The sequence below is a fragment of the Methylobacterium longum genome (genome assembly GCF_022179385.1).
Taxonomy (GTDB): domain Bacteria; phylum Pseudomonadota; class Alphaproteobacteria; order Rhizobiales; family Beijerinckiaceae; genus Methylobacterium; species Methylobacterium longum.
This window is the reverse complement of sequence record NZ_BPQS01000011.1, coordinates 43,154-69,243: the sequence shown is the minus strand read 5'-3', so window position 1 is coordinate 69,243 and position 26,090 is coordinate 43,154. Positions and strand designations below refer to the sequence as shown.

Here is a 26,090-nt window from a genome sequence, read left to right as displayed (position 1 = left end):
ACGCGATGGCCCGCATCCGCAGCGTCGACGGCCGGGGCCCGCAGCCTCTCTCCGGACCCTGGCGCGTCGCCGCGACGCCGGCGGGTGCCTGCGCGGGCCCCGGCGATCTCGACCGCGTGACCGACTGGATCCCGGCCTGCGTCCCGGGCACGGCCGCCGACGCCCTGCGCGCGGCCGGGCGTTGGACAGAGGCCGCGCCCGGGCCAATCCACGACCGCGACGTCTGGTACCGCACCTCCGTCGCCGGATCCGGACGGGTCCGCCTGCGCTTCGAGGGGCTCGCGACGCTGGCCGAGATCTGGCTCGACGGCGTGCCGGTCCTGACATCCCGCTCAATGTTCGAGGCGCAGGCCGTCGAGGCCGATCTCGGCGCGGAGGCCGATCTCGCGATCTGCTTCCGGTCGCTGCGCGCGGAGCTCGACCGCCCGGCCCCGCGCGGCCGCTGGCGCCCGCGGATGATCACGCCCGGGTCGCTGCGCCACGTCCGCACCAGCCCCCTCGGGTTCATGCCGGGCTGGTGCCCGGAGATCGACGGCGTCGGCCCCTACGGCCCGGTGACGATCGAGCCGGTCCGCCCCGGTCCTGCGTCGACCGACCTGCGCGCCATCCTCGACGGCGAGACCGGCCGCCTGGTCGCGCGCCTGCGGATGGAGGGCCGGCCGGCCGATGTGGCCCTCCTGTGCGGCGGGCACGAAGCGCCGCTCACCGAGGCTGAGCCCGGCCTCTTCACGGGGGAGCTCGCGCTCCCCGGCGTCGCGCCCTGGTGGCCCCACACCCACGGGACCCCCCATCTCCACGCGGTATCGGTGCGCGTCGACGGCGCGCTGGTCGATCTCGGCCGGGTCGGCTTCCGGACCGTGTCGCTGGCCAGGCCCTTCGAGGACGGCCTGTCGCTCGCGGTCAACGGCGTGCCGGTGTTCTGCCGCGGCGCCAACTGGACGCCGCCGGATCTCGTCGGGCTCGGCACCGACGGCACCCCGACGCTGCTCGCGCTCGCCCGCGAGGCCGGCATGAACATGCTGCGCGTGCCCGGCACCACGCTCTACCCGGCGTCGGACTTCTTCGACCTCTGCGACGAACTCGGCATCCTGGTCTGGCAGGACCTGATGCTGGCGAATTTCGACTATCCGCACGCCGATCCCGAATTCGCCGCCGGCCTCGCCCGGGAGGTCACGGCGTTCCTCGACCGCACGCAGACGGCGCCGTCGCTCTGCGTGCTGTGCGGGGGCAGCGAGGTCTGGCAGCAGGCCGCCATGCTCGGCGCCCCGCGCGCCGTCTGGGCCGACGCCTTCTGCGAGACGACCTTGCCGACGCTCGCCGCAGCCCTGCGCCCCGACCTCGTCGTGGTGCCCAACTCGCCCTCCGGCGGTACCCTTCCGTTCGGGCCGCGCGAGGGCTGCACGCATTACTTTGGCGTCGGTGCCTATCGCCGCCCTCTGGAGGATGCCCGCCGGGCGGAGGTCGGCTTCGCCAGCGAGTGTCTCGCCTTCGCCAACCCCCCCGAGCCCGGGACCCCGGGTCCGGCGGGGCCGGGCGATCCGCTCTGGGCCGCCGGCATCCCGCGCGACCGCGGCGCCGACTGGGACTTCGAGGACGTGCGCGATCACTACGTCGGCCTGCTCTACGGGCTCGATCCGGTCGCGCTGCGCGTGCACGACCCGGAGCGCTACCTCGAACTCGGCCGCGCGGCCGTGGCCGAGGTGATGGAGGCGACGTTCGCGGAGTGGCGCCGCCCGCGCTCGCCGACGGCGGGAGGCCTCGTCCTGTGCCTGCGGGACCTGGGACCGGGGGCGGGCTGGGGCGTCATCGACTGGACGCACCGCCCGAAATCGGCGTGGTACGCCCTGAAGCGCGCCTTCCGCCCCGTGCAGGTCGTCATCACCGACGAAGGCCTCGACGGGCTGCACCTCCACCTGCTCAACGAGACCGACGCGTCCCTTGAGGGCTCGCTGGCGCTGACCCTGTCCGATGCCGGCGGCCGTGTCGCGGCGCGGGCCGAGCGCGCCGTGGTGCTGGCCGGCCGTTGCGGCCTGACGCTGTCGTCCGCGAACCTGCTGGGCCGGTTCTTCGATGCCGCCGACAGCTACCGGTTCGGGCCGCGGATCCACGACGTCGCGCACGCGCGACTGACCGGCGCGGACGGGACCGTGATCGCCGAGAGCTTCCACTTTCCCGGCATCCGCCCGAGCGCGCGGGAGTCGGTGGGGCTGTGCGTCGAGCCCGTGACGACGGTCTCCGGTCCGGGACTGCACGTCTCCGCGAAGCACCTCGCCCTCGGCGTCCAGGTGCAGGCACCCGGAGGCCGCCCCAGCGACAATCACTTCCATCTCGCGCCCGGGACGACGCGTACCCTCGTGTTCCCGGGGAGCGACCAGCTTCCGCGCGGCAGCGTCCGCGCGCTCAACAGCAACGAGATCGTGGAATTCGGTCATGATGGTTGAGGCGAGATCCGGGACCGGGCCGTCCGGCGGGCCATCCGAGCCGGCCCCGGTGACCTTCGGCGGCCTCTTCGGATGGTTCCACCCGGCGGCCGGACGGCGCGGCGTGGTCCTCTGCGGCGCGCACGGGTTCGAGCAGATGGCGGCGCACCGGCCCTGGCGGGTCCTGGCCGGTGAACTCGCGGCTGCGGGCTGCCCGACGCTGCGCTTCGACTACCCCGGAGAGGGAAACTCGGCCGATCCCCCAGAGGCGCGACTCGACGGATGTGTCGCGGCGGTCCGTCAGGCCATCGGCTTCCTGCGCGATACGGCCGGGGTGACCGAGATCGTCCTCGTCGGCCTGCGCCTGGGCGCGGCCTTCGCGGCGCTGGCCGCGGAGGAGGCGGCGGTGGACCGCCTCGTCCTGCTGGCGCCCGTCACCAGCGGACGCGCGTACCTGCGCGAGATGCGGCTGCGTGGCCAGACGATCGGGCGCCTGCCGGATGGTTCGGCCCCGCCGCAGGAGCCGGACAGCCTGCTGGTCGGCGGGTTTCGCATGGAGGCGGACTTCCTGGCCGATCTCGCGACCCTCAACCTCGCGCGGATCGGGCGGCCGCCGGCCCCGCGGATCCTGCTCCTCGCACCGGACGCCAGGGGGCTGGCCGGACACCTCGACACGCTGGGCTGTACCGTGACCGCGGGACCGTTCCCGGGGCTCGCGCAGCTGGTCGGCGACCCGATCTTCGCGAGCGTGCCAGAGGTGGATTTCAGGCGCATCACGGCCTTCGCCACGGACATGATGGCGCCGGACATGATGGCGAAGGACGCGATCGGGCCGGCGTATCTGCCTCCGGCGCATCTGGCGGGACCGGGATGGACGGAAGAGCCGGTCCGGTCCGTCCCGGGCCTGTTCGGGGTCCGGTGCGGACCGCCGATCCCGGATGCGGCCGCGCCCACGGTGCTCTTCGTCTCGACCGGCATGACCGTGCATTCCGGGTGGGGGCGGCAGACCACGAACCTCGCCCGGAGCCTCGCCGCCGAGGGCGTCCGCTCGGTCCGCTTCGATCTCCGCGGCATCGGCGACAGCGCGGAGCGGTCGGACGGCCGCAAGCCGCTCTTCGCGCCGGATGGATCGGGCGACGTGAGCGCGGCCATCGATCACGTTGCCGGCACGGGCGGTCCGATCATTCTCGTCGGCGGGTGCAGCGGCGCCTACGCGGCGTTCCACGCGCTCTGCCGGGACGCGCGCGTCGACGGGGCGCTCTTGATCAATCTGTACTGCTTCGACTGGGATCCTGATCAGGATCTCGACACCGTCATCCGGCAGACGTTCGGGAGCGTCAACACCTACGCGGGGCTTCTCGCGCAGGGTTCGACGTGGCGTCGTCTGCTCACCGGGAAGATCCGCGTTCGAGCCATCGCCGGGGCCCTGGCCCGGCGGGGCGCCGAATCGGCGCTCCGGCGCCTCCGCCGGGCATGGCGTCCCGGTGCACCGGGCGGCTCTGTCGCCCGGCGCGTCGCCGGACTCCGGCGCCGGGGCGCCCGGATCCACCTGCTCTACAGCGCAGGCGATCCCGGCCTCATGGCCGTGCGCCGCCACCTGGGTCGCTTCCCGGGTTGGGCCGAGCGGCGCCTCGGCGCCCCCGTGACGGTGGTGCCGGGGGCCGACCACAATCTCGGCTCACCACAGGCCCAGGTGCTGCTCGCACAGGCGCTGCGCGACCTCCTGCGCGCCGCACAGCGCGCCCCGGCGGTACGGCCGGGGGATGAAGCCCGTCCCCGCATCCCCGAGCCCGTCCTCGCCACGCCGGGATGGACGTGAGGCGTCGCGGCCATCGCGGCGTGACCGCCCGCACCGTCCGGACCGGGGGCGGAGCGCCTTCGCGACGTCGGTCAGAGACGCGGACCGGGCGATCATGCTGAGCTACCTGACCGAGCGGCTGGCCCACGCCATCCTTGTGATCCTGAACCTGCTCGCACCGCTCGAAGTCCGCGTGCAGAAAGACCTCGCCTACGCCGCGGGCGGCCAGCATCAGGCGGATGTCTATCGGCCGGCCTCCAACAGCCCCCGCCCCATCGTGGTGTTCCTGTACGGGGGCGGATGGCGCGAGGGCACCAAGGATGCGTTCGCCTATGTCGGTGCCGCCCTGGCGCGGCAGGGCTTCGTCACGGTCATTCCCGAGTACCGCCACTTCCCGACCGCAAGCCTGCCGGACATCCTGGGCGACAACGCCGCCGCACTCGCCTGGACCATCGCCAATGCCGCGGCCCTGGGCGGTGACCCGCGTCGCGTCGTGATCGCCGGACACTCATCCGGCGCATGGGCCGCCGCGATGCTCGGGCTGGACCCGGTCTGGCTGGAGCATGTCGGATCGAGCCCGGCCGCGCTGGCCGGAATCATCGGGCTTTCCGGGCCCTACGCCGTCTCGGCCCTGACCGAGCCGGCGGATGTGAAGGTCTTCGCCGGCAGCGACCCCGGCCTCCAGCCCGTCGCGCACGCTGCAGGCCGGCATCCAGCCATGATGCTGCTCGCGGGCTCGGCGGACCTAGACGTCAGGCCCGCCGCGACGGTCGCGCTGGCCGACCGCTTACGGGCTGCCGGAAACGACCCGGACCTGCACATCTACCCGGGTCTCGGTCACGCCCAGACGGCGTGGTCGATCAGTTTCCCCTTCAGCCTGCAGGCCCCCGTCGCGGACGACATCAAGCGCTTCGTCGATAAGGTGCAGGCCGGACGCTAGCGCCCCGCTGGGGCACCGCGCAGGCTCGCATCGCCAACGAGAAAAGCCGCCCCGGCGAGGGCGGCTTCCACGATCGTCAGGCGATGCGCGCCAACGATTACTTGATCTTGGATTCCTTGAAGTCGACGTGCTTGCGCACGACCGGATCGTACTTGCGCATCGTCAGCTTCTCGGTCTGCGTACGCGAGTTCTTCTTCGTGACGTAGAAGTACCCGGTGTCGGCGGTGGAGATGAGCTTGATCTTGACGGTGACGGCCTTGGCCATGGCGCGGCGCTCCTGCAGGGTGCGGCATTCCGCGTGAGCGAAACGCAAATGGCCGGGGAGACCCGGCCGAATACGGGCGGGTGAATGCCCGATCGGGCCCGTCAGGTCAAGAGCGGGCCCGCCCCCCGCCCGTCGCGGCGAGCCAGCCCGCGAAGGCCAGGAACAGGACGAGCAGGGCCAGCGCGAAGCCGTGCGGCGGCACGAGGTCGAGCCCGCCGCCGATCAGCGGCGGCCCCAGCATCAGCCCGACATTGTAGAGCACCACGAAGGCCGCGTTGGCGCCCGCGAGATCGTTCGGCGGCGTGCGGTCGCCGAGCATCGCGAGGCCGACCGTGTAGAGGGTGCCGGCGATGCCGCCCCAGACCAGCAGGAGCAGGCCGAACGCCACGGGACTCCCGGCCGTGAGCGGGATCAGGGCCGAGCCAGCGGCGCCCGCGAGGCCGGCTCCGAGCAGCACCGCGCCGCGGTCGAGCCGGTCGGCGAGCCAGCCGAACGGGATCTGAAACAGCACGTTGCCGAGCGCGATCAGGCTCACGAGTCCGGCCGCGCCCTGCGCGTCGTAGCCGAGGCGCAGACCGTAGAGGGGCAGGATGGCGAAGATGCCCGTCTCCACGGCCCCGTACGCGAGGGCGGCCGCCAGCGCGCCGGGGGCGAGCCGAATGTAGCCGAGGATACCCCGGCCCGAACCCGCCGCGATCGTCGGCGACAGACCGCGGGCCAGCATGATCGGCACGCCGCCGGCCAGCATCAGGGCCGCCCCGGTCGCGTAGGGCGCCAGTCCCGTGGTGCCGACCAACGCCAGCAGGAGCGGTCCGACCGCGAATCCCGCCGCCAGGACGGTCGCATAGATGCCCATCACGAGGCCGCGGCGCTCGGGTGGGGCGGCGGCGTTGATCCAATACTCGGAGAGAACGAACAGCGCCCCGAGCGTCGCCGAGAAGACGAAGCGCAGGGGAAACCACAGGGCGATGCCCGGCAGGATGGGGAACAGCGCGAGGCTGATCGCCCCGATGACGAGCGCCAGCCCGAGCAGGGGGGCGACGCCGATCCGCGCCGCGAGCCGCGGCACGAACGGCACCGTGCAGATGCTGGCGATGCCCGCCACCGCGGTGTTCAGCCCGATCAGCGTGCTCGACGCGCCGCGCCGCTCCAGCTCGATCGACAGGAGCGGAATCGAGAGGCTCAATCCGATGCCGACGACGGTGACGCAGGTCACGGCCGCCGAGATCGCCGCCACATCCTCCGATCTGATTGTCCGCCGCGCCTCCCGTCCCAGCTTCTCCGAACGGCTCACAAGGCCACCCGCTCGCGGCGACCGTAGCGTTCGTAGTGGAAGGGGATCACCCGGTGCGGGGCGAACTCGGCGGCGATCTGCGGCTCCAGGTCATCCAGGACGGCGCGGGTGATGTACGGCAGGTCGAGCCTGCGCGCCGCGTCGAGACGGACCCAGGCGAGCTCCGTCAGTTCGGCGTCGGCGGTGATCCGCCCCGGCTCCTCGGCCGCCACCATCCGGCGGTCGATGGCGAAGAAGCGCGTGTCGAAGCGGCGGACCCGCTTCGGCGGGGTGATCGCGCGGGCCACGAGGTGCAGCGCCTCGAGATCGGGCAGCACGCCGTGCAGGGCGAAGCCCTCCCATCCCGTCGGGACGTCCTCAGGGGCGCCGTGCTCCGTCGTGCCGAGGAGCAGGCCGGTCTCCTCGTAGGTCTCGCGGATGGCGGCGAGCGCCAGAGCCCGGCCGAGATGGTGTGGCGGCCGGGAGACCTGCCGGGTCAGCGCCGCCTCCGCGTAGTCGGGGAGCGCCCCGGCCACCGGCATGTGGCGGTCGCCGAGCTCGATACGGCCACCCGGGAACACGAACTTGCCCGGCATGAAGGCGAGGTTCGGGTTGCGCCGGCCCATCAGGACCTTGGGGCCGCCCCGCCCGCGCCGGTCGATCACGATCAGGGTCGCGGCGTCCCGCGGCCGCAGGCGCGCGGCGGCGGGCTTCCGCTCAGGAGCTGTGGCGATCTGGGGCTCCTGCTGCGGCAGCGGCAAGGCGTGTCTCCTCCGGCCCCGAGGCGGGTCGGCTCCGCGGTAGCGTGGCGAAGCCGTGCATGCCAAGGGCGTATTGCAACCCGACGACGGCGCCCTTGACCGGCTGGAGCAGGCCCAGCGCGAACAGGAGCGTGAAGACGGGCCAGACCCCCATCTCGACCCAGAGGGGTACCTCGTAGGCGCTCTCGGTCTCCAGGATCAGGTAACCGACGATGTGGGCGACGATGAAGATCACCACGTAGGGCGGCAAATCGTCGGCCCGATGATGGTGCAGTTCCAGGCCGCACTCGTCGCATTCCGGCCGCACCTTCAGGAAGCGTCCGAACATCCGGCCCCGGCCGCAATGCGGGCAGCGGCCGATGAAGCCTCTCGCCATGGCGGGGATCAGGCGGGTGCGGTCCGGGGGCGCGTCGACGACCATGGCCAGGGTCTACACTGCCCGGGTCAGCGGCGCGAGCCGCGATGGCGCGACCCGGTGTTGCGGATGCCGAAGGGGCGCCCGGGCGGCGCGGCCTTGAAGGGACGTCCACCGGGCTTCTTGCCCGGCCCGGCGTTTCGCGCGCCGGTCCGGGTCCGGCCTTCGCTGAGAAGCTCGAAGCGCAGCGCGCCCGCCACCGGCGCGGCCTCGACGAGGCGCACCTCGACCCGGTCGCCGAGGCGGAACGTCTCGCCGGTCCGCTCGCCCACCAGGGCGTGGCGGCCCTCCTCGTGGCGGAAGTAGTCAGCGCCGAGCTGCGACACCGGAACGAAGCCGTCCGCGCCGGTCTCGTCGAGCTTGATGAACAGCCCGGCCCGGGTCACGCCGGCGATCTGGCCCTCGAAGGTCGCCCCGATCCGGTCGGCGAGGTGGTGGGCGATCAGCCGGTCGATCGTCTCGCGCTCTGCCGCCATGGCGCGGCGCTCGGCCGCCGAGATCTGCTCGCCGACCTGCGCCAGCTCGCCGAGTGAAACCTCGTTGGCGAGTCCGTCGTCGCCGAGCTTGCAGGCGGTGATCAGCGCCCGGTGGACGATCAGGTCGGCGTAGCGGCGGATCGGCGACGTGAAGTGCGCGTAGCGGCGCAGGTTCAGGCCGAAATGCCCGAGATTCTCGGCGGCGTAGACGGCCTGGGCCTGACTGCGCAGGATCACCTCGCTGAGGAAGACTCCGTGCTCGGTCTCGGCGGCCTGAGCCAGGATCCGGTTGAACAGGGCCGGGCGCAGCGCGCCTTCCTTCGGCAGCTTGATGCCGACCGAGGCCAGCACCTCGCCGAGCGCCCGCACCTTCTCCAGGGCCGGCTCGTCGTGCACCCGGTAGATCAGGGGCTGGCGCGCCTGCTCCAGGGTCTCGGCGGCGGCGACGTTCGCCTGGATCATGAACTCCTCGATCAGCCGGTGCGCATCGAGGCGCTGCGGCACGATCACCCGGTCGACCGCACCCTCCGGGCTGAGGAGGATCTTGCGCTCGGGCAGGTCGAGGGCCAGCGGCCCGCGCCGGTCGCGCGCCGCGCGCAGGGCCGCGTAGGCCGCCCAGAGGGGGCGCAGCGCCGTCTCCAGAAGCGGCTCCGTCGCGGCGTCCGGCTGGCCGTCGATGGCCGCTTGCGCCTGGGCGTAGGCGAGCTTGGCACCGGAGCGCATCATCACCCGGTGGAAGCCGTGGCGGCGCTTCTCGCCGTCCGCGGCGATGATCATCCGGACCGCGAGCGCCGGCCGGTCCTCGCCCTCGCGGAGCGAGCAGAGGTCGTTCGAGATCCGCTCCGGCAGCATCGGCACGACGCGGTCGGGGAAATAGACCGAGTTGCCCCGCTCCAGCGCCTCGCGGTCGAGGCTCGACCCCGCCCGCACGTAGGCTGCGACGTCGGCGATGGCGACGGTGACGATGAAGCCGCCGGGATTGGCCGGATCGGGATCGGCCTCGGCCATGACGGCGTCGTCGTGGTCCTTGGCGTCGGGCGGGTCGATGGTCAGGAGAGGCCTGTCCCGCCAATCCTCCCGGCCCTGCAGGCTCGCCGGCTCGGCGGCATCGACCTCCGCCAGGGTCGCGTCCGCGAAGACGTGCGGGATGTTGTGCAGGTGCAGGGCGATCAGGCTCACCGCCTTCTCGGAGCCCAACGAGCCCAGGCGTTCCCGGACGCGGCCCCGCGGCAGACCGAACCGCGTCTCCCGTTCCAGGGAGACGCTGACGAGGTCGCCATCGCGGGCCTGACCCTCCTCGCCGGGCGGGATCAGGATCTCGCGGCCCTGGGAGCGCTTCTCCACCGGCACGATCCGGCCGCCCTGCGCGCCGGCCCGGTAGACGCCGATGATCTCCGCGCGGTTCTTGCCGATGACCTTGATCACGCGGCCGCTGTAGCCGCCCTCGGCGTCGCGCTCGACGCGCACCAGGGCGCGGTCGCCGATGCCCGCCGCCGGGCGGTTGCCCTTGCGGGGGCCGCGCGGCTGCGTCAGCACGATGGAGGGCGGCTTGCCCGCGCCGGCCCACTCCACCGGGACCGCCAGGAAATCGCCGTGGCGGTCCCGGGAGCGGATGTCGGACAGGACGACCGGCGGCAGATGGCCCGCCGGCGCGAGGCCGCCGCGGCCGCGGTCGAGGGCGCCGTCCTCCTCGATCTCCTTGAGGATGCGTTTCAGGTCGATCTTGGCGGCACCCTTGATGCCGAAGGCCTGGGCGATCTCCCGCTTGCCGACGCGCTCCTTCGACTCCGCAACGAAGGCGAGGATCTGCTCACGGCTGGGAAAGGGCGGGGGAGCGGCTGGCTCGTCCGCCGGTGCGGTGGTGCGTCGTGCCAAAAGGTGGATGCCGGACAAGTCTCAAAAACAGGACCCGCGAGCGGGCATGGGACCGGACTTCGATCCTGTGATCTTAAGATGGGTGTCCGGACCGCCGGCGGCAACGCCGCCCCGTCCGTCCTCAACAGGCGCGTCAGCCCGTGGAGGCGATCTTCCGGATGTGGTCAACCGCCGCGTCCACGTCGAAGCCGGGCGCGAGGATCTCCGCGAGGGCGAACGGGCAGGCACGCGGCAGAGTCAGGTTCACCTGCCCTTCCTGCGGTGCCAGCTCGGGGGCTTCCGCATCGGAGATCGCCAGTGTCCAGGCGCCGTCCATGCGCAGGCGCGAAGGGTCCGGCGGCTCGGCGGCGAGCGCCGCGATCCTGCTGCGCGCGGCCTCCCGGCAGGCGAAACTGAGACCATCGTCGGAGAGGAGGGCTGCCTTGATCAGTTCGGCGAGGGCGCCCCTGACCTGTTCCACGCTCGCGTTCATGCGCATCCATTCCTTGCGGGACCCTGCCCAGGGCAAGCGCGATGCCAGCCCATGCGGTGGAAGGGCGCGGCGGAACCGCCGACCTTCCCACGCGATCCACCAAGTGTAGAAGGCAAGGATGATCCCGGTCCTGACCCGCCATACCGTGGCCGTGCCGCTCTATGCCGCGGCCTGCGCCGAGCTGCGCCTGCGCGGCTTCGAAGGCGACCTGACGCTCTCGGATGCCGACCGCACCGTCTTCGCCACCGACAACTCGATCTACCAGGTGGAGCCGGGAGCCGTGGCCTTCCCGCGCAGCCGCGACGACCTCGTCCGCATCGCCAAGCTTCTGGAGGATCCCCGGTTCTCCGAGATCGTGATCCGGCCGCGGGGCGGGGCGACCGGCACCAACGGGCAGTCGCTGGGCCACGGCCTCATGGTCGATACGTCCCGGCACATGAACCGCATCCTGGAGATCGACGTCGCCGGCCGTACGGTCCGGGTCGAGCCGGGGGTGGTGAAGGACCAACTCAACCGGGAACTCGCCAAGCACGGCCTGTTCTTCGCGCCCGAACTCTCGACCTCGAACCGCGCCACCCTCGGCGGCATGATCTCCACCGATGCCTGCGGGCAGGGCTCGTGCCTGTACGGCAAGACCCGGGACCATGTCCTGGCGCTGAGCTGCGTGCTCACCGACGGCACGGTCTGGACCGCCGAGCCGCTGGACGCGGCGGGCCTGGAAGCCGCCAAGGCGCGCAACGACCGCGTCGGCGAGATCCACCGCGCCGTCGACGCCGTCGCCACCGAGAACGCGGCCCTGATCGCCGAGCGCTTCCCCAAGCTCAACCGCTGCCTCACCGGCTACGACCTCGCCCATCTGCGCGACGCGTCGGGGCGCTTCGACCTCAAGAGCGTGCTCTGCGGATCCGAAGGGACGCTGGCGCTGATCGCCGAGGCGCGGCTCAACGTGCTGCCGATCCCGAAGGCGTCGGTCCTGGTGGCGCTCTCGTACATCGATTTCGACGCCGCGCTCCGCGACGCACAGGCGCTGCTGCCGTTCGGCGCCGCCTCGGTGGAGACCATCGACTCGACCGTGCTGGCGCTGGCCCGCAAGGATCCGATCTGGGCCGAAGTGCGGGCCTTCTTCCCCGACGATCCGGCCGGGCGGCCGGTGGACGGCATCAACCTCGTGGAATTCGTGGGCGACGACGAAGGCGCCGTCGAAGCCGCGCTCGGGCGGCTCACCGGGTTGCTGGAGGCCGAGCGCGGTACCGACACGAAGCGCCTGGGCTTCACCATCGGGCGCGGCGAGGCGATCGAGCGGCTCTGGACGATGCGCAAGAAGGCGGTGGGCCTGCTGGGCGCCGCCAAGGGCGACGCCCGCCCGATCCCCTTCGTGGAGGATACGGCGGTCCCGCCGGAACGGCTCGCCGACTTCATCGCTGAGTTCCGGGCGCTCCTCGACGGCAAGGGCCTGCGCTACGGCATGTTCGGCCACGTCGATGCCGGCGTGCTGCACGTGCGGCCGGCGATCGACCTGAAGGACCCGGACCAGAACCGCCTGATCCGCGAGGTCACCGAGGGCGTGGTGGCGCTCACCGCCAAGTACGGCGGCCTGCTCTGGGGCGAGCACGGCAAGGGCTTCCGCTCCGAGTTCGTGCCCGCGACCTTCGGACCGCTCATGCCCGCGCTGGAGGCCGTCAAGCGCGCCTTCGACCCGGGCGACCGGATGAATCCGGGCAAGATCGCCTCGGCGAAGGGGCACGACCTGACCCGGATCGACGGGGTGCCGCGCAGGGGCGAGCAGGATCGCACCATCCCGACCCCGGTCCGACAGAGTTTCGACGAGGCGCTCCACTGCAACGGCAACGGCGCCTGCTTCAGCTTCGATGCCGACGAAGCCATGTGCCCGTCGTGGAAGGCGACCCGGGAGCGCCGGCATTCGCCCAAGGGCCGGGCCTCGCTGATGCGCGAATGGCTGCGGCGCGCCGCGGCGGAGGGCGCCGATCCGACCGCCGAACTGGCGCGGCAGCGCGCCGGGTGGCTCCGCGAGGTGGCGGCCACCCTGCGGAGCGCGGTCCGGCGACGGTCCGAGACGGAGGATTTCTCCCATGCCGTCAAGGAGGCGATGGACGGCTGCCTCGCCTGCAAGTCCTGCACGGGCTCCTGCCCGATCAAGGTCGATGTGCCGACCTTCCGGGCCAAGTTCCTGGCCCTGTACCACACCCGCTATGCCCGCCCCCTCAAGGATCACCTCGTGGCGGCCCTCGAGCCGCTCCTGCCGCTGGCGGCGCGGTGGCCGCGCCTGAGCAACGCGCTCCTGAGCAATCCGATGGCGCGATTGCTCCTGGCCAAGGCCGGACTGGTCGAGATCCCCGCCCTGTCGCCGGTCGATCTCAAGGCGCGGTTGGCCGGTCTCGGCGTCACGGTGGCGACACCGGAGGTTTTGGCCCGGCTGGACCCGCAGGAGCGCGAGGCCTCGGTGCTGGTGGTGCAGGACGCGTTCACCAGCCACTTCGACGCGGAGGTCGTGGCCGACAGCTGCGCGCTGCTCATCGCGCTGGGCTTCAAGCCCTGGCTCGTGCCCTACCGCCCGAACGGCAAGCCGCTGCACGTGCACGGATTCCTGGCCCGGTTCGCGGCCGTCGCCCGGTCGAACGCCGCGATGCTCCGGGACTTCGCGCGCCAGGGCGTGCCCCTCGTCGGGATCGACCCCTCCATGACGCTGACCTACCGGTCCGAGTACGCGCAGGCGCTCGGCAGCGGAGACCTGCCGAAGGTCCAGCTCCTGCAGGAATGGCTGGCGACCCGGCTCGACCGGATCGCGCCGCGCCAGGGCGACGCACGCATGCGCCTGCTGCCCCACTGCACCGAGCGCACCAACGCGCCGGGTGCGGTCCGGGACTGGCAGGCGCTGTTCGCCCATCTCGGGCTGCGGCTCGACGTTCCGGCCTCCGGCTGCTGCGGCATGGCCGGGACCTACGGCCACGAGGCACGCCACCGCGCCACCTCGAAGGCGATCTACAACCTGAGCTGGGGCCGACACGTGTCTGAGGCTCCCGGTTGCACCCTCCTGGCCGACGGCTATTCCTGCCGGTCGCAGGCCAAGCTCGTCGACGGCGTGCGGCTGCGCCACCCGGCCCAGGCGCTGCTCGACCATGTCGGCCGGAGCGCCGTGGGCACGGCGCCGTTTCATCCCGAGCGCGCGGCGGCCGCAGCGCGATGAGCCGGACCCGCATGGACGACGCCGTCATGAACGTCGCCGTCGTGGGGGCCGGCGCGGTCGGCTGCTACTACGGATTTGTCCTGGCGAAGGCCGGCCACACGGTGACGCTGATCGGCCGCCCGGCCCTGGTCGCGGCGGTGGGGTCGGACGGTCTGGTGCTGGACAGCGCGGCGGGAACCGCCTCGGTCCCCGTGCGGGCGACCACCGAGGGCAACGGCGTCGCGGGCGCCGATCTCGTGCTGGTCTGCGTCAAGTCCGGCGATACCGAAGCGGCCGGCGCGATGATCGCGCCGCATCTCGATCCGTCCGCCACGATCCTCAGCCTCCAGAACGGCGTCGACAATGCCGAGCGCCTCTCCGCGGTCCTCGGACGGCCGGTCGTGCCGGTGGCGGTCTACGTCGCCACCGCGATGGCCGGGGCGGGCCGCGTCCGGCACAACGGGCGGGGCGACCTGATCCTCGGTGCGTCGGAGGCGAGCGAGGGATTCGCCGCCGCCTTCGCGGCGGCCGGCATCCCGACCACCGTGTCGGCACGCGCCCTCGACGCCCTCTGGGGCAAGCTGATCCTGAACTGCGCCTACAACGCCCTCTCGGCGCTGACGCAACTGCCCTACGGCCGGCTCGTCCAGGGGGAGGGCGTCGTCGCGTCCATGGCCGATGTGGTGCGGGAATGCGTCGCCGTCGCCGGAGCCGCCGGCGTAACGGTGCAACCCGATATCTTCGACGGCGTCATGGCACTCAGCGAGACGATGGCCGATCAGCGCTCGTCAACCGCGCAGGACTTGGCCCGAGGCCGCCCCAGCGAGATCGACCACCTCAACGGCTACGTCGTGCGCAAGGGGGCGGCCCTCGGCATCCCGACGCCGGCCAATCGGATGCTGCACACATTGGTCAAGCTCGCGGAGCGGAGGGGATGAGGCCGCCTCCGGTCGGGCGACCCGCGAGGGCCGCGCGGCTTCGCCGGTGCCGCTCGATCCGTCTCAGGCGCGCGCCGCCGCGTTGGCCTTCCGGGTCGCCGCGGCCTTCCTGGCGGAGGCGGAGCGCTCGGACGGCGTCCGCCCGGCGGATGCCGCGCCCCCGGTCGCGCCGCCCTTGTGGGCCGCCGGATGCCCGGTGGCCTTGCCCCGGCCCGAGCCACCCGGCTTCTTGCCGCCGCCGTCATCCTTATTGACGGTCGCCCACGCGCGCGCCTCCGCTTCCTTGTCGGGCACGCCGCGGGATTCGTAGGACTCGGCGATGTGCTCGGCCTTGCGCTTCTGTTTGTCGGTGTACTTCGACTTGTCGCCCTGGGACATCGACCATCTCCCGACGCTCAGCCCACACCGGTCGGCCCGTCGAGGATCGCCCGCACGCGGCGGACCAGCTCCGTGCGCCGGTAAGGCTTGTTGAGGAGGTCAAACTCCGAACCGCCGATATCGGTTCGCTCCAGGCTCGCCTCCGCGTAGCCGGTCGCCAGCAGGATCTTGAGCCGGGGCTGGCGACGTCGGGCCTCCCGGGCGAGGAGCACGCCGTTCATGCCGCCCGGCATGATCAGGTCGGTGAACAGGAGATCGACCCGGCCGCTGGAATCCAGGATCTCCAGCGCTTCGCGGGCATTGCTGGCCGTCAGCGTCGTATAGCCGAAATCCCTCAGGATGGTCCGGGCGAGCTCTGCCACGTCCTCCCGGTCGTCGACGATCAGGATCGTCTCGGTGCCCTGCCGGTCCACCGTGCGGAGCGCGACCTTGGAGGGCGCCTTCACGGCGCCGTCCGTGGCCGGGAACGACAGGCGCACGGTCGTGCCCTCGCCCACCGTCGACTCGACCTGCGCCGCGCCGCCCGACTGTTTGGCGAAACCGTAGACCATCGACAGCCCGAGGCCGGTCCCCTTGCCCTCCTCCTTGGTGGTGAAGAACGGGTCCATCACCCGCGCCAGCACGGCCGGCGGGATACCGGTGCCGGTGTCCCGGATCGCGATGCTGACGTAGCGGCCATCGCGCAACGGTCCGACGTCGCCACCGGAGGCGACCTCGCTGTTCTCGGTGGTGATCCGCACGGTGCCGCCGTCCGGCATGGCGTCGCGGGCGTTGATCAGCACGTTGAGGATCGCGACCTCCGCCTGGGTGGGGTCGACGCGGCAGTTCCAGAGGTCCTTGGCGAGATCGAGTTCGATCTTCACGGCCTCGCCGACGGAGCGGGCGACCATCTCGCCCATGCCCTCGACCAGGGTGTTGAGGTTGACGGCGCGTCCATCCAGCCGCTGCTTGCGGGCGAAGGCGAGGAGTTGCTGCGTCAGGGTCGTCGCGCGGTCCGCGGCCTGACGGATGTTCTCGGTGGCGCGCCCGAGGCGGGCGCGGTCGGCATCCGCCTTCTCCAGGCCGGCCGCGAGGATGTCGACGTAGCCGACGATCACCTGCAGCAGGTTGTTGAAATCGTGCGCGATGCCGCCGGTGAGCTGGCCCAGCGCCTCCATCTTCTGCGCCTGGCCGAGCGCCTCCTCGGCGTCGCGGCGGCGCGACACGTCGAGCTGGGAGCCGAAGTAGTAAACCAGCTCGCCTTCGGCGTTGTAGACCGGTGAGACGAACAGGGCGTTCCAGAACGTTGAGCCGTTCTTGCGGTAGTTCAGGATCTCGGTGGCGAATTCGCGCTTCTCGGCGATCGCCGTGCGGACCTGAGCGACGGTCCCGCGGTCCGTCTCGGGCCCCTGGAGGAACCGGCAGTTGCGGCCGACCAGCTCCTCGGGCGTGTAGCCCGTCATCGCCAGGAAGGCCCGGTTGGCGAAGATGATCGGATTGTCGGGCTGGCGCGGATCGGTCACGATCATCGGCATCCGCGTGGTCTCGACCGCCGCGAAGAAGATGTCGCTCTTGCGGTCGGTGACGTCGCTCGGCGCCCCGTCCCGGACTTGCGGACTTGGTCCGACCGGCGGGGTTTCTGGTGTCTCGGACATGGAAGGCGGTCTTTATTCCCCGGGCCGTCGAAGCAGAGGGCGCGCCGCTTCCGCCTGGCGCGTGCGACTGTAATTGTCCGGAACGCGAAGTCGACCGCACCGCTGCGTCGGCTGCGCCAGGCCTGTTGAGAGGCCGGGGGAGGCCGGTCGTCTCACGCCGCCGCCGTCCGGACCGGTCTGGGAAGCGCCGCGGTCTGCACCGGCAGGGGGCGTGCGGGGGACGGTTCCCGGCAGGCATTCAGCACGGCCGAGAGCGCCTCGTTCAGCGACGTCACGAGGAAATCGGCCGAGGTCGCCCGGCGCAGGCGGTCGAGGGTGGCCGGGTCGCGCTCCCTCCAGAATCCGACGAGGATCCGGACCCCCGGCACCGCGGCCCGGGCCTGCCGGACCGTGAAGCGGATCTGCGACAGGCTCACCGGCTCCAGGTAGGAGAAGCAGATCAGCGCGACGCCGTCCGGGTTGTCGGGACGCTCGCCGGCGCGGATCGCCGCCATCGACAGGATCTGCGAGGCCAGCCCGTGCCGGCCGAGGATCTGGCTCAGCATCAGGGTCGCAGCCTCGTCGAACGGCCCCCGGCTCGACACGCACAGGACCGGCGCCTCGCTCCGCCAGTTCGGGGCGAGATCCTCCCGGGCCAGCACGATGCCGGCCACCTGCCGGTCGGGCCCCACGGCGGCCAGCGCGGCCGCTGTCTCGGTGTCCGGGCTGCGTCCGGCGGCCCGCCTGGTCCGCCGCGCGACCGGTGCGGTGCCCAGACGGTCCACCACCGTGCGGATCGCCGCGCCGACCTCCGCCTGACGGCCGCGGTCAAGCGTCCCGCGCGAGAGGTCCTCCTGCGCGAGCAGCAATCCGGCCAGGGCGACTTCGTCGTAGTAGGTGACGAGGGCGCGCTCCTTCAGGAACTGCCAGCCCTGGTCGATCGCCTCGACGGGATCGCCGGCCAGCATGCGCTGGTAGAAGATCTCGGGGGGCGAGAGCGCGGGCTGGTCGCCGAGCAGAACGTCGAGATACCAGAGCCGCTCCACATGCCGTCCCAGCACCACGAGGCAGACGGTGAGCGGCGTGGCCAGAACGAGGCCGATCGGACCCCACAGGTAGGTCCAGATCGTCGCCGCCAGGATGACGGCGACCGGCGAGAGGCCGGTGGAATGGCCGTAGAGCAGCGGCTCGATCACGTGGCCGCAGATCGGCTCGACCACCAGGAACAGGGCCGCGGTGGCGATGACCATGCTCCAGCCGGGGTCGACCGCGGCGGCCAGGATCACCGGCAGCAGCGCGCTGATCGCCGCCCCGATATAGGGCACGAAGCGCAGGATCGCCGCGAGCACGCCGAACAGCGTCGGGCTCGGCACGCCGATGATCCAGAGCCCGACGCCGATCACCAGGCCGAAGGCGATGTTGAGGGCGAGCTGCGCCAGGAAGAACCGGCTGAGCCTGCTCGTGGCATCGTCGATCGCCGCCGTTGTGCGGCGCAGGTCGCCCGAGCCGCCCGCGAGCTTGATCGCGCGGTTCCGCAGGTCCTCGCGCTGGAGCAGGATGAAGATTGTGAAGATCAGGATCAGGCCGGTCGTGGCCAGCGGGTGGAGGACCGGGCCCACGAAGGTCTGCAGCGTGTCGACGACGCTGGTGCGGGCGGGCGTGAGCTCCACGGTGAGTGGGTGCGTGCGCGAACCGGGCTCGCCCTTGACCTCCGCGGCTGGCGGCGGCTGCAGGGTTGCGCTGAGATCCTGCACCATGTCGACGATGCGCGAGAGCGTGCCGGTCCCGGCCGTCGCGCCGCGCAGGTCCTTGATCTTCGTGCGCATCACCTGCGTGTAGCGCGGCAGGTCGGAGGCGAGCTGGGACGCCTCGCTGGCGATGAGGCTGCCGATCCCGAACAGGGCGCCGAACACGATCACCACCACAAGCAGCACCGCGGGCGCGCGCGGCACGCGCAGCCGCCGCAGCATGCGGACCGCCGGGACCAGCACGAAGCTGAGGAGGATCGCCAGCGTCACGGGCACGAGGATATCGCGCCCGAGATAGAGCGCCGCCATCGTCCCCACGACGAGGAGCAGCGAGGCCAGCGCGACGATGACCGGCAGGCCCTCCCGCAGGCGCTGGGCTGTGACGGGATCCTCGCTCAACGGGACGCTCCACTCGGCTCGGATCGGAGGACGACCGCTTCCGCGGCGTCGGGACGGGCGGCGCGGGGGCCGGGAACCAGGTCGGGAGTCATATCAGCCCGCCTGCGCGGTCTCGCCCAGGGCGGCGCTGATCTGGCTGAGGAGCTTGGAGAAATCGACGGGCTTCGGATGGTAGTCGTCGCAGCCGGCCTGGATCGCCTTGTCCCGGTCCCCCGACATGGCGTGGGCGGTGAGCGCGATGATCGGGATCGCCCGGGTGTCGGAGCCGGATTTCAGCGCACGGGCGGCCGACCAGCCGTCGAGGACCGGGAGGTTCATGTCGAGCAGGATGACGTCGGGCTGGCCCGACCGGGCTTGGCGGACACCGGCCTCGCCGTCATGCGCCAGGATCACCTCGTAGCCGCGCCGCTTGAGGCGACGGGAGAGGAAGTCCCAGATCTCTTCGTGATCCTCGACCAACAGAATCTTCGCCATCGAAAAAACTCGCACCCCCGGCCCGCGCGGCGCCGGTCGGCACCCCAACGCGCGGCATCGCACAATCGCCCAACGCACCTGCCGCGATTCCGGTCCGTCGCACCACGGCGGCCGGAACCGCGGTTGACCCGGCCCCCGCCCGGTAAGAGCGTGCTGCCGCGCGAATCGACGATACTGGCAGGGACAGTATGGCAAACAAACCCGACATTGAGTTCTATCATTCACCCAATACGCGCTCATCGGGGGTGCGCGTGCTGCTCGAGGAGCTGGGTGTTCCGTACCGGCTGCACGCGCTCAACATGCGCGCCGGCGAGCATCTCCGGGACGCCTACCGAGCGATCAACCCGATGGCGAAGGTGCCGGCCATCCGCCACGGCGAGGCCTTGGTGACTGAGCAGGCCGCCGTCTACCTCTACCTCGCCGATCTGTTCCCGGAGGCCGGTCTCGCCCCTGCGGCGACCGACCCGGCACGCGCGACCTACCTGCGCTGGATGGTGTTCTACGGGTCCTGCTACGAGCCTGCGGTGATCGACCGCCACCTGAAGCGGGAGCCGGGCCCCCGGGGCCTGTCGGCCTACGCCGATTACGACAGCGTTATCGCGGGCATCACGGGGGCGCTGACGCCGGGTCCGTACCTGCTGGGCGAGCGCTTCAGCGCGGCCGACATCCTGTGGGGCGGCGCGTTGGGCTGGACGATGGGCTTCGGTCTCGTCGAGCCCGCGCCGGTCCTGGCCGCCTATGTGGAGCGGATCCGGTCCCGACCGGCGTCCCGGAAGGTCGCGGCGGCGGATGCGCAGCTTGCCGAGACCCATGCCGCCGAAGCCAATGCCGCCGCGGCCGATGCCGCCGCGGCCACGTGAGCGCGCGGCCGGACTCTTGCTGAGGCCATCGGGAGCTCGATCCGGTGCGCGGTCGGGCTCCCGGCCGACGGATCCGGTTCTCCCACCGCGCCACTGGAACAGCCCCGCCCATGCGTCTGCTCGCTCCCGTCCTCGCCGCCCTTCTTCTCGGCACATCCGCCCAGGCGGGCGAACGCACCGGCACTCTCAGGAAGATCCAGGACAGCAACAGGTTGGTGCTCGGCGTGCGGGATACCGCGCCTCCGTTCAGCTACCTCGATCAGAACCAGAAGGTCGTGGGCTTCGCGGTCGACATCTGCCTGAAGATCGCCGAGGCGGTGAAGCGCGAGCTGAAGATGCCCGCCCTCGGCGTCGCCATGGAGTTCGTCAACTCCTCGTCGCGGATCCCGCTGATCACCAACGGAACCGTCGACCTCGAATGCGGGACCACGACCAACAACGCCGACCGCAAGAAGCAGGTGGCCTTCACCAACACCCACTTCCTGACGGCGACGCGCTTCGTGTCGAAGAAGGACCAGAATATCGCCGGGCTGGACGACCTGCGGGGCAAGACCGTCGCGTCGGTGGCCGGATCCACCAACATCCTGATGCTGATCAAGGCCAACAACGAGCGGAAGCTCGGCATCACGGTGATCGCCGCCAAGGATGTTCCGGAGGCCTTCCTCCTCGTGGAGACCGGCCGGGCGGCGGCCTTCGTCATGGACGACGTGCAGCTCAGCGTCGTCGCGGCCCAATCCAAGGATCCCGCCGCCTACGTGGTCAGCCAGGAGACCCTGTCGAACCCGGAGCCCTACGGGATCATGCTGCGCCGGGACGATCCGGCGTTCAAGGCGGTGGTCGACCGGGCGACCGCCGACCTCTACCGCAGCGCCGAGATCGCGACGATCTACGATCGCTGGTTCCTGAAGCCCGTGCCGCCGCGCGGCCTCAACTACAACGTGCCGCTCTCCTCCGCCCTGCGCTGGGCGTTCGCGCACCCGACCGACGAGGCGGATCCGGCGTTCTACGCACGCTGATCTGTCGCGCGGCGGGGTTCCGCTGCGGCGGTGGAGATGCGATGCCGCGAGTCTGGTTTAGACCGCGTCGCGAAGCGTCCCCATGACCGACAGCACCGAATCGGCGCTCACCCCCGCCGCGACGCGTCCCGCGGCGCCGGCCACGTCGATCCCGCGCCTGATCGTCGTGCTGGCCTGCGCGGGGTTCGGCAGCACCTTCGCGCTTCGCTCGGTGGAACCGCTCGTCGGCGTGCTCGCCCGGGATCTCGCGAGCGACGCCCACACGGTGGCGCTGCTCTCCACCGCCTTCGCGCTGCCCTACGCGTTCATCCAGCCGGTGCTCGGGCCGATCGGCGACGCGCTCGGCAAGGAACGGGTGATGAGCACCTGCCTGGCGGTGCTCGCCGTGGCCCTCACCCTGTGCAGCGTCGCCCCGGATATCGGTAGCCTGTTCGGCCTGCGCATGCTGGCGGGGGCGGCGGCCGGCGGCTGCATTCCCCTCTCGTTGGCGCTGCTGGGCGACCGCGTGCCGATGGAGAGCCGGCAGGTGGCGATCGGGCGGTTCCTGGTCGCGGTGATCCTCGGCCAGCTCTCGGGCTCGACCTTCGCGGGCCTGATCGAGGCGGCGATCGGCTGGCGCGGTGTCTTCGCCGTCACCGCTGTGGTGGCAGCCGTCGCCTGCGGGGCGACCGTGTTCGGCTTCGATCGGACCGGCCGGGCTCCCGCCCGGCGGCCGGCCTTCGGCGAGGCGGTGCGGCGCTATCGGACGATCCTGGGCAATCCCCGGGCGCGGGTGCTGTTCTCGGCGGTGTTCATCGAGGCCATCGCGATCTTCGGCGTGTTCCCGCACCTCGCTCCTCTGATCGAGGCCCGCGGGGAGGGCGGCCCCCGCGAGGCCGGGCTCGTGCTGGCGGGGTTCGCGGTCGGCGGCCTGCTCTACTCGGCGCTCGTCGGCCTGCTGGTGCGGCTGCTCGGCCTGCCGCGGATGCTGATCGGCGGCGGCCTGATCTGCGGCGTGTCCCTGACGGTGGTCGGGCTCGCCGGTTCCTGGCAGGTCGATTGCGCCGCGCTCACCGCCATGGGCCTCGGATTCTACATGCTGCACAACACCTATCAAACCCAGGTGACCGAGGTGGCGCCCACCGCCCGCGCCTCGGCGGTGGCGCTCCACGCCTTCTCGTTCTTCTGCGGGCAGGCGCTCGGCGTCGCGGTGATCGGGCAGGCCCTGATCGGCCTCGGCCAGTTCGGAGCGCTCGCGGCCTGTGCCGTCACCATCCTGGCGCTCGGCATCGGCACCGCCATCGCCCTGCGGCAGAAGTCGCCCCCCGTCGCGTTCCCGGGCTGAGCGGATCGTCAGGGCCGCTGCAGCGCCAACGCCTTGAGGTCGAAGGCCGGATCGGCTGCCTGTTCCGGTGTCAGCGGCGTCCCGACCGCGAGGAGCCGCCGGGCGATCATGTGGTCGCCCGCCCGGTCGACGGATTCCACCGCACTCAGGCGCCCGTCGCGGAAGCGGAACACCGAGAAGGCGTTGCCGGAACCGCGGACCACCCTGGCGTCGCCGGCGCCCGACAGCCCGGCGATCTGCAGCTTGTGCGGGCCCTGGTCGCTCCAGAACCAGGGCAGCGCCCCGTAGACGGCGGGTTTTCCGACGAGCCGGGCCGCGAGGCAGCGCCCCTGGTCGATGGCGTTCTGCACCGATTCGATGCGCACCGTGCCGTCCGGCGTGAGCCCCCGGGCGAAGGGGCTGGGGAACCGGGCGCAGTCGCCGATCGCCGAGATGGCCGGGTCGGGTGTGGCGAGGAACGCGTCGACCCGCACCCCGTCCTCGGCCGGCAGGCCCGCCTCCGCGGCGAGCTCCCGGTTCGGCAGCACGCCGATCCCGACGAGGACGAGGTCGGCGACGAGGTCCCGGCCATCGGCCAGCGCGACACCGGCCGCATGCCCGTCCCGCCCGAGGATCGCGGTGACGCCGGCACCGAAGGCGAAGCGCACGCCCATCCCCTCCTGGGCGCCTCGGAAGAAATCCCCCATCTCCGCCGAGACCGCCCGGGCCATCGGACGCTCGGCCGCCTCGATCACCGTCACGGGAAGGCCGCGCGCGGCCGCCACGGCCGCGAATTCGAGACCGATGAAGCCGGCGCCCACCACGACGATCGCCCGCGCCGCTTCGATCTCCGTTTTGAGCGCGTCGGCATCCGCGAGGCCGCGCAGCTGGTGTACGCCGTGGAGGTCGGCGCCCGGGACTGGCAGGGGCCGGTTGCGCGCGCCGGTCGCGAGCACCAGGTGGTCGTAGGGCAGGCTCGCGCCGTCTGAGAGGCGCAGGCGGCGCTCCGCCCGGTCGACCCCGACGGCGCGGATGCTCGGCCGGTGGCCGATCGCGTGCTCGGCGAAGAAGCCCGGCGGCCGCAGGAACAGCCCCGCCTGGTCGGTCTTCCCGGCGAGGTAGGCCTTCGACAGGGGCGGACGCTGGTAGGGGAGGGCGGCCTCGTCGCCCACCAGGGTGATCGGGTCCCTGAACCCGCCCTCGCGCAGGGAGGCGGCGAGCTGGAAGCCCGCCTGTCCCGCGCCGGCGACGACGATCCCGGCCGCGCTCAAGCCCGGACTCCCGTGAGCGCCAAGCCGCTCTGCGCGACGCCCGGCAGGCTGCGCGCGCCCTCCGCCATCAGGTAGGACCAGACCGCGGAAGCCGCCGGGCCCAGCACCTTGTCGGCGCGGCGGACCGCGTACCAGTCCCGCCGGATCGGCAGGCCCTTCACGTTGAGGAGCACGAGGCGTCCGCTCTCCAGTTCGGCCGCCACCGAGTGGACGGAGAGCAACGCGATGCCGAGCCCGGCCATGACAGCCTGCTTGATGGTCTCGTTCGACCCAGTGTCGATGTCGAGCGGCGCCCGCTTCACCAGGACGCCGGCCATGAACTCCTCGAAGACCATGCGGGTGCCCGAGCCCTCCTCGCGCAGGAAGAACGGCTGATCGGCGAGATCCTCCCGGTTCAGGCCGGCCCTGCCCGCGAGGGGGTGATCCGGGGGGGCGATCAGCACGATCGGGTGCGGACCGAAGGTTGCCGCCTCGATCGGGAAATCCCGGGGCGGGCGGCCCATCAGGGCGAAATCGATCTCGTAGCCGCGCAGGGCCTCGACGGTCTGGCCGCGGTTGCGCACCGACAGGCTGATCTCGACGCCGGGATGCTTCTTGACGAACCCGGCGATCACCTGCGGCGCGAAATACTTGGCGGTCGACACGACGCCGAGCGCCACGCGCCCGCCCTCGGCGCCGCGCAGGGTCCGCAGCCGGTCGGTGCAGGTCTCCAGGACAGTGTTGATGCTGTCGATGGCCCAGAGCATCTCGCGTCCGGCATCGGTCGGCTTGAGGCCGCCGGGCGTGCGGTCGAACAGCAGCAGCCCGGCCTCCTCCTCCAGTTGCCGGATGCGCGCGTAGAGCGCGGCGGAGGTGACGTTCAGCTCCTGCGCCGCCCGGGTCATGGTGCCGAGGCGGGCGACCGCAGCGACCGCCTGAAGCTGCTTGAGGGAGAGGTTGCGCATGGCGGACATCTCGTTTTTTTCGTCCTATGGCACAAGACCGAACAGAAATCTTGGCGGTCTGGACGCGGGTTCTTGTCGATCCGGAGACAGAGACCGCTATCTTGGGACCTGGACGGCCGCTACAGAGCCGGCGCGGAACGCACGATCCCGACGGACGGGATCCGAGCAGGAGGAGTAGGCCGATGGCAATTTCAGCGGCGATCGGGACGCCCCTCGAGACGTGCCTCGCGCAGGCCGTGAAAGCGGACCCGGCGCTGACGGACGCTGCCGCGGTGATCGCGGCCGTGGCCCGCTCGGCGGTCGAGATCAGCGAGCGGATCGGGCGCGGTGCGCTCGGGGGCGACCTCGCGGCGGCGGGGGACCATAACAGCGACGGCGACGTGCAGAAGGCCCTCGACGTGATCGCTCACGAGAGCGTGACGGCGGCCCTGCGGAGTGCGCCGGTCGCCGAGGTCGCCTCCGAGGAGGCCGAGGAGGTGATGCGGCTGAACCCGGACGCGCCGCTGGCGGTCGCCATCGACCCCCTCGACGGCTCGTCGAACATCGGCGTGAACATGGCGGTGGGCATGATCTTCGGCATCCGGCCGTCGATCAAGGATCCGGCCAACCCCCTGGCCTCGTTCACGACCCCCGGCTCGGCGCAGATCGCCGCCGGTTTCGTGACCTACGGCCCGGCCACCGCGCTGATCCTGACCCTCGGCGAGGGCACCCAATGCTACGTGCTGGACCGTGCCGAGGGCACGTTCCGCCTCACGAGCCCGGCCATGTCGGTGCCGGCCTCCGCGAAGGAATTCGCCATCAACGCCTCGAACGCCCGGCACTGGGATGCGCCGGTCAAGGCCTACATCGAGGATTGCCAGCGCGGCACCGAGGGCCCGCGCGACAAGGACTACAACATGCGCTGGCTGGCCTCCCTGGTGGCCGACATCCAGCGCGTCCTGACCCGCGGCGGCGTGTTTCTCTACCCGGGGGACGCGCGGAAGAACTACGCTCGCGGCCGCCTCCGGCTGCTCTACGAGGTCGCCCCCGTGGCGATGTTGATCGAGCAGGCCGGCGGCGCCGCCACCGATGGACAGACGCGGATCCTCGATCTCGTGGCCACCGGCATCCACGAGCGGGCGCCGCTGGTCTGCGGCTCCACCGAGGAGGTGGACTGCGTCGCGACCTACTACGGCGGCGGCAAGCCCGATGCCGGCCGCTCGCCGCTCTTCGGCCAGCGCGGCCTGATACGGTCTTAGGCGCAACGCGAAGTCCAGGGAGAAGTCCA

General features: G+C 71.9%; 21 protein-coding genes. 9 read left to right on the top strand and 12 right to left on the bottom strand.

Features of this window, described 5'->3' with window-relative positions; translation table 11 throughout:
- The first annotated feature begins 5 nt into the window (after positions 1 to 5).
- The 3 genes from MFF58_RS12535 (at position 6) to MFF58_RS12525 (ending at position 5,158) form a co-directional block, all read left to right on the top strand.
- Entirely contained in the window at positions 6 to 2,441 is a 2,436-nt protein-coding gene (locus tag MFF58_RS12535; RefSeq protein ID WP_238287769.1) for a glycoside hydrolase family 2 protein, read from the top strand.
- Positions 2,442 to 2,490: 49 nt separating this feature from the next.
- A complete protein-coding gene (locus MFF58_RS12530) occupies positions 2,491 to 4,239 on the top strand; it encodes an alpha/beta fold hydrolase (RefSeq protein ID WP_238287768.1) in 1,749 nt (582 codons plus the stop codon).
- Between the two features lie 94 nt (positions 4,240 to 4,333).
- Entirely contained in the window at positions 4,334 to 5,158 is an 825-nt protein-coding gene (locus tag MFF58_RS12525) for an alpha/beta hydrolase (protein ID WP_238287766.1), read from the top strand.
- Between the two features lie 97 nt (positions 5,159 to 5,255).
- Here MFF58_RS12525 and rpmG read toward each other — a convergent pair whose 3' ends face one another.
- The 6 genes from rpmG to MFF58_RS12495 form a co-directional block, all read right to left on the bottom strand.
- Positions 5,256 to 5,423: a 50S ribosomal protein L33 gene (gene rpmG, locus MFF58_RS12520; protein ID WP_238287764.1), complete on the bottom strand. Its 168-nt coding sequence runs from the start codon at positions 5,421 to 5,423 to the stop codon at positions 5,256 to 5,258.
- Between the two features lie 106 nt (positions 5,424 to 5,529).
- On the bottom strand, positions 5,530 to 6,660 hold the full coding sequence (locus MFF58_RS12515; RefSeq protein WP_308445437.1) for an MFS transporter: 1,131 nt from the start codon (positions 6,658 to 6,660) through the stop codon (positions 5,530 to 5,532).
- 53 nt (positions 6,661 to 6,713) lie between these two features.
- Positions 6,714 to 7,457, bottom strand: coding sequence for an NUDIX hydrolase (locus tag MFF58_RS12510; RefSeq protein WP_238287761.1), 744 nt, complete (start codon positions 7,455 to 7,457; stop codon positions 6,714 to 6,716).
- Positions 7,414 to 7,878, bottom strand: coding sequence for a DUF983 domain-containing protein (locus tag MFF58_RS12505; protein ID WP_238287760.1), 465 nt, complete (start codon positions 7,876 to 7,878; stop codon positions 7,414 to 7,416). The genes MFF58_RS12510 and MFF58_RS12505 overlap by 44 nt, the downstream gene beginning before the upstream one ends.
- Before the next feature lie 23 nt (positions 7,879 to 7,901).
- Positions 7,902 to 10,223, bottom strand: coding sequence for a ribonuclease R (rnr, locus tag MFF58_RS12500; RefSeq protein WP_238287758.1), 2,322 nt, complete (start codon positions 10,221 to 10,223; stop codon positions 7,902 to 7,904).
- Between the two features lie 133 nt (positions 10,224 to 10,356).
- The gene (locus tag MFF58_RS12495; RefSeq protein ID WP_238287757.1) at positions 10,357 to 10,695 is read right to left on the bottom strand and encodes a hypothetical protein; all 339 of its coding nucleotides are present in this window, start codon (positions 10,693 to 10,695) and stop codon (positions 10,357 to 10,359) included.
- Between the two features lie 118 nt (positions 10,696 to 10,813).
- On the opposite strand from MFF58_RS12495, the gene ydiJ reads away from it, so the two are divergent.
- Together ydiJ and MFF58_RS12485 are read left to right on the top strand one after the other, a co-directional pair.
- Positions 10,814 to 13,900 (top strand): D-2-hydroxyglutarate dehydrogenase YdiJ, encoded by a 3,087-nt coding sequence (ydiJ, locus tag MFF58_RS12490; RefSeq protein WP_238287756.1) that lies wholly within the window; start codon positions 10,814 to 10,816, stop codon positions 13,898 to 13,900.
- Positions 13,901 to 13,926: 26 nt separating this feature from the next.
- On the top strand, positions 13,927 to 14,817 hold the full coding sequence (locus tag MFF58_RS12485) for a ketopantoate reductase family protein (protein ID WP_238287971.1): 891 nt from the start codon (positions 13,927 to 13,929) through the stop codon (positions 14,815 to 14,817).
- 63 nt (positions 14,818 to 14,880) lie between these two features.
- On the opposite strand, the gene MFF58_RS12480 is transcribed toward MFF58_RS12485, so the two are convergent.
- The 4 genes from MFF58_RS12480 to MFF58_RS12465 all read right to left on the bottom strand — a co-directional run bounded on the left by MFF58_RS12480 (position 14,881) and on the right by MFF58_RS12465 (position 19,429).
- Positions 14,881 to 15,195 carry a plasmid stabilization protein gene (locus tag MFF58_RS12480; protein WP_238287754.1) on the bottom strand — a complete coding sequence of 105 codons (315 nt, stop codon included), beginning with the start codon at positions 15,193 to 15,195 and terminating at the stop codon, positions 14,881 to 14,883.
- A 17-nt stretch (positions 15,196 to 15,212) separates the two neighbouring features.
- Positions 15,213 to 16,829, bottom strand: a complete 1,617-nt coding sequence (locus MFF58_RS12475) for a hybrid sensor histidine kinase/response regulator (RefSeq protein ID WP_238287752.1) — start codon at positions 16,827 to 16,829, stop codon at positions 15,213 to 15,215.
- 152 nt (positions 16,830 to 16,981) lie between these two features.
- Positions 16,982 to 18,955 carry an AI-2E family transporter gene (locus MFF58_RS12470; protein WP_238287751.1) on the bottom strand — a complete coding sequence of 658 codons (1,974 nt, stop codon included), beginning with the start codon at positions 18,953 to 18,955 and terminating at the stop codon, positions 16,982 to 16,984.
- A gap of 93 nt (positions 18,956 to 19,048) precedes the next feature.
- On the bottom strand, positions 19,049 to 19,429 hold the full coding sequence (locus tag MFF58_RS12465) for a response regulator (RefSeq protein ID WP_238287748.1): 381 nt from the start codon (positions 19,427 to 19,429) through the stop codon (positions 19,049 to 19,051).
- Between the two features lie 188 nt (positions 19,430 to 19,617).
- Here MFF58_RS12465 and MFF58_RS12460 point away from each other — a divergent pair, with 188 nt between their 5' ends.
- The 3 genes from MFF58_RS12460 to MFF58_RS12450 all read left to right on the top strand — a co-directional run bounded on the left by MFF58_RS12460 (position 19,618) and on the right by MFF58_RS12450 (position 22,629).
- Positions 19,618 to 20,289, top strand: coding sequence for a glutathione S-transferase family protein (locus tag MFF58_RS12460; RefSeq protein WP_238287744.1), 672 nt, complete (start codon positions 19,618 to 19,620; stop codon positions 20,287 to 20,289).
- Positions 20,290 to 20,399: 110 nt separating this feature from the next.
- Positions 20,400 to 21,305 (top strand): amino acid ABC transporter substrate-binding protein, encoded by a 906-nt coding sequence (locus MFF58_RS12455; RefSeq protein WP_238287743.1) that lies wholly within the window; start codon positions 20,400 to 20,402, stop codon positions 21,303 to 21,305.
- An 82-nt stretch (positions 21,306 to 21,387) separates the two neighbouring features.
- Positions 21,388 to 22,629 (top strand): MFS transporter, encoded by a 1,242-nt coding sequence (locus tag MFF58_RS12450; protein WP_238287742.1) that lies wholly within the window; start codon positions 21,388 to 21,390, stop codon positions 22,627 to 22,629.
- 8 nt (positions 22,630 to 22,637) lie between these two features.
- Here MFF58_RS12450 and MFF58_RS12445 read toward each other — a convergent pair whose 3' ends face one another.
- Together MFF58_RS12445 and MFF58_RS12440 are read right to left on the bottom strand one after the other, a co-directional pair.
- Positions 22,638 to 23,879: an NAD(P)/FAD-dependent oxidoreductase gene (locus MFF58_RS12445; protein WP_238287741.1), complete on the bottom strand. Its 1,242-nt coding sequence runs from the start codon at positions 23,877 to 23,879 to the stop codon at positions 22,638 to 22,640.
- Positions 23,876 to 24,823, bottom strand: a complete 948-nt coding sequence (locus MFF58_RS12440) for a LysR family transcriptional regulator (protein ID WP_238287739.1) — start codon at positions 24,821 to 24,823, stop codon at positions 23,876 to 23,878. The genes MFF58_RS12445 and MFF58_RS12440 overlap by 4 nt, the downstream gene beginning before the upstream one ends.
- 182 nt (positions 24,824 to 25,005) lie before the next feature.
- On the opposite strand from MFF58_RS12440, the gene MFF58_RS12435 reads away from it, so the two are divergent.
- On the top strand, positions 25,006 to 26,061 hold the full coding sequence (locus MFF58_RS12435; RefSeq protein WP_238287738.1) for a class 1 fructose-bisphosphatase: 1,056 nt from the start codon (positions 25,006 to 25,008) through the stop codon (positions 26,059 to 26,061).
- Positions 26,062 to 26,090 lie beyond the last annotated feature (29 nt).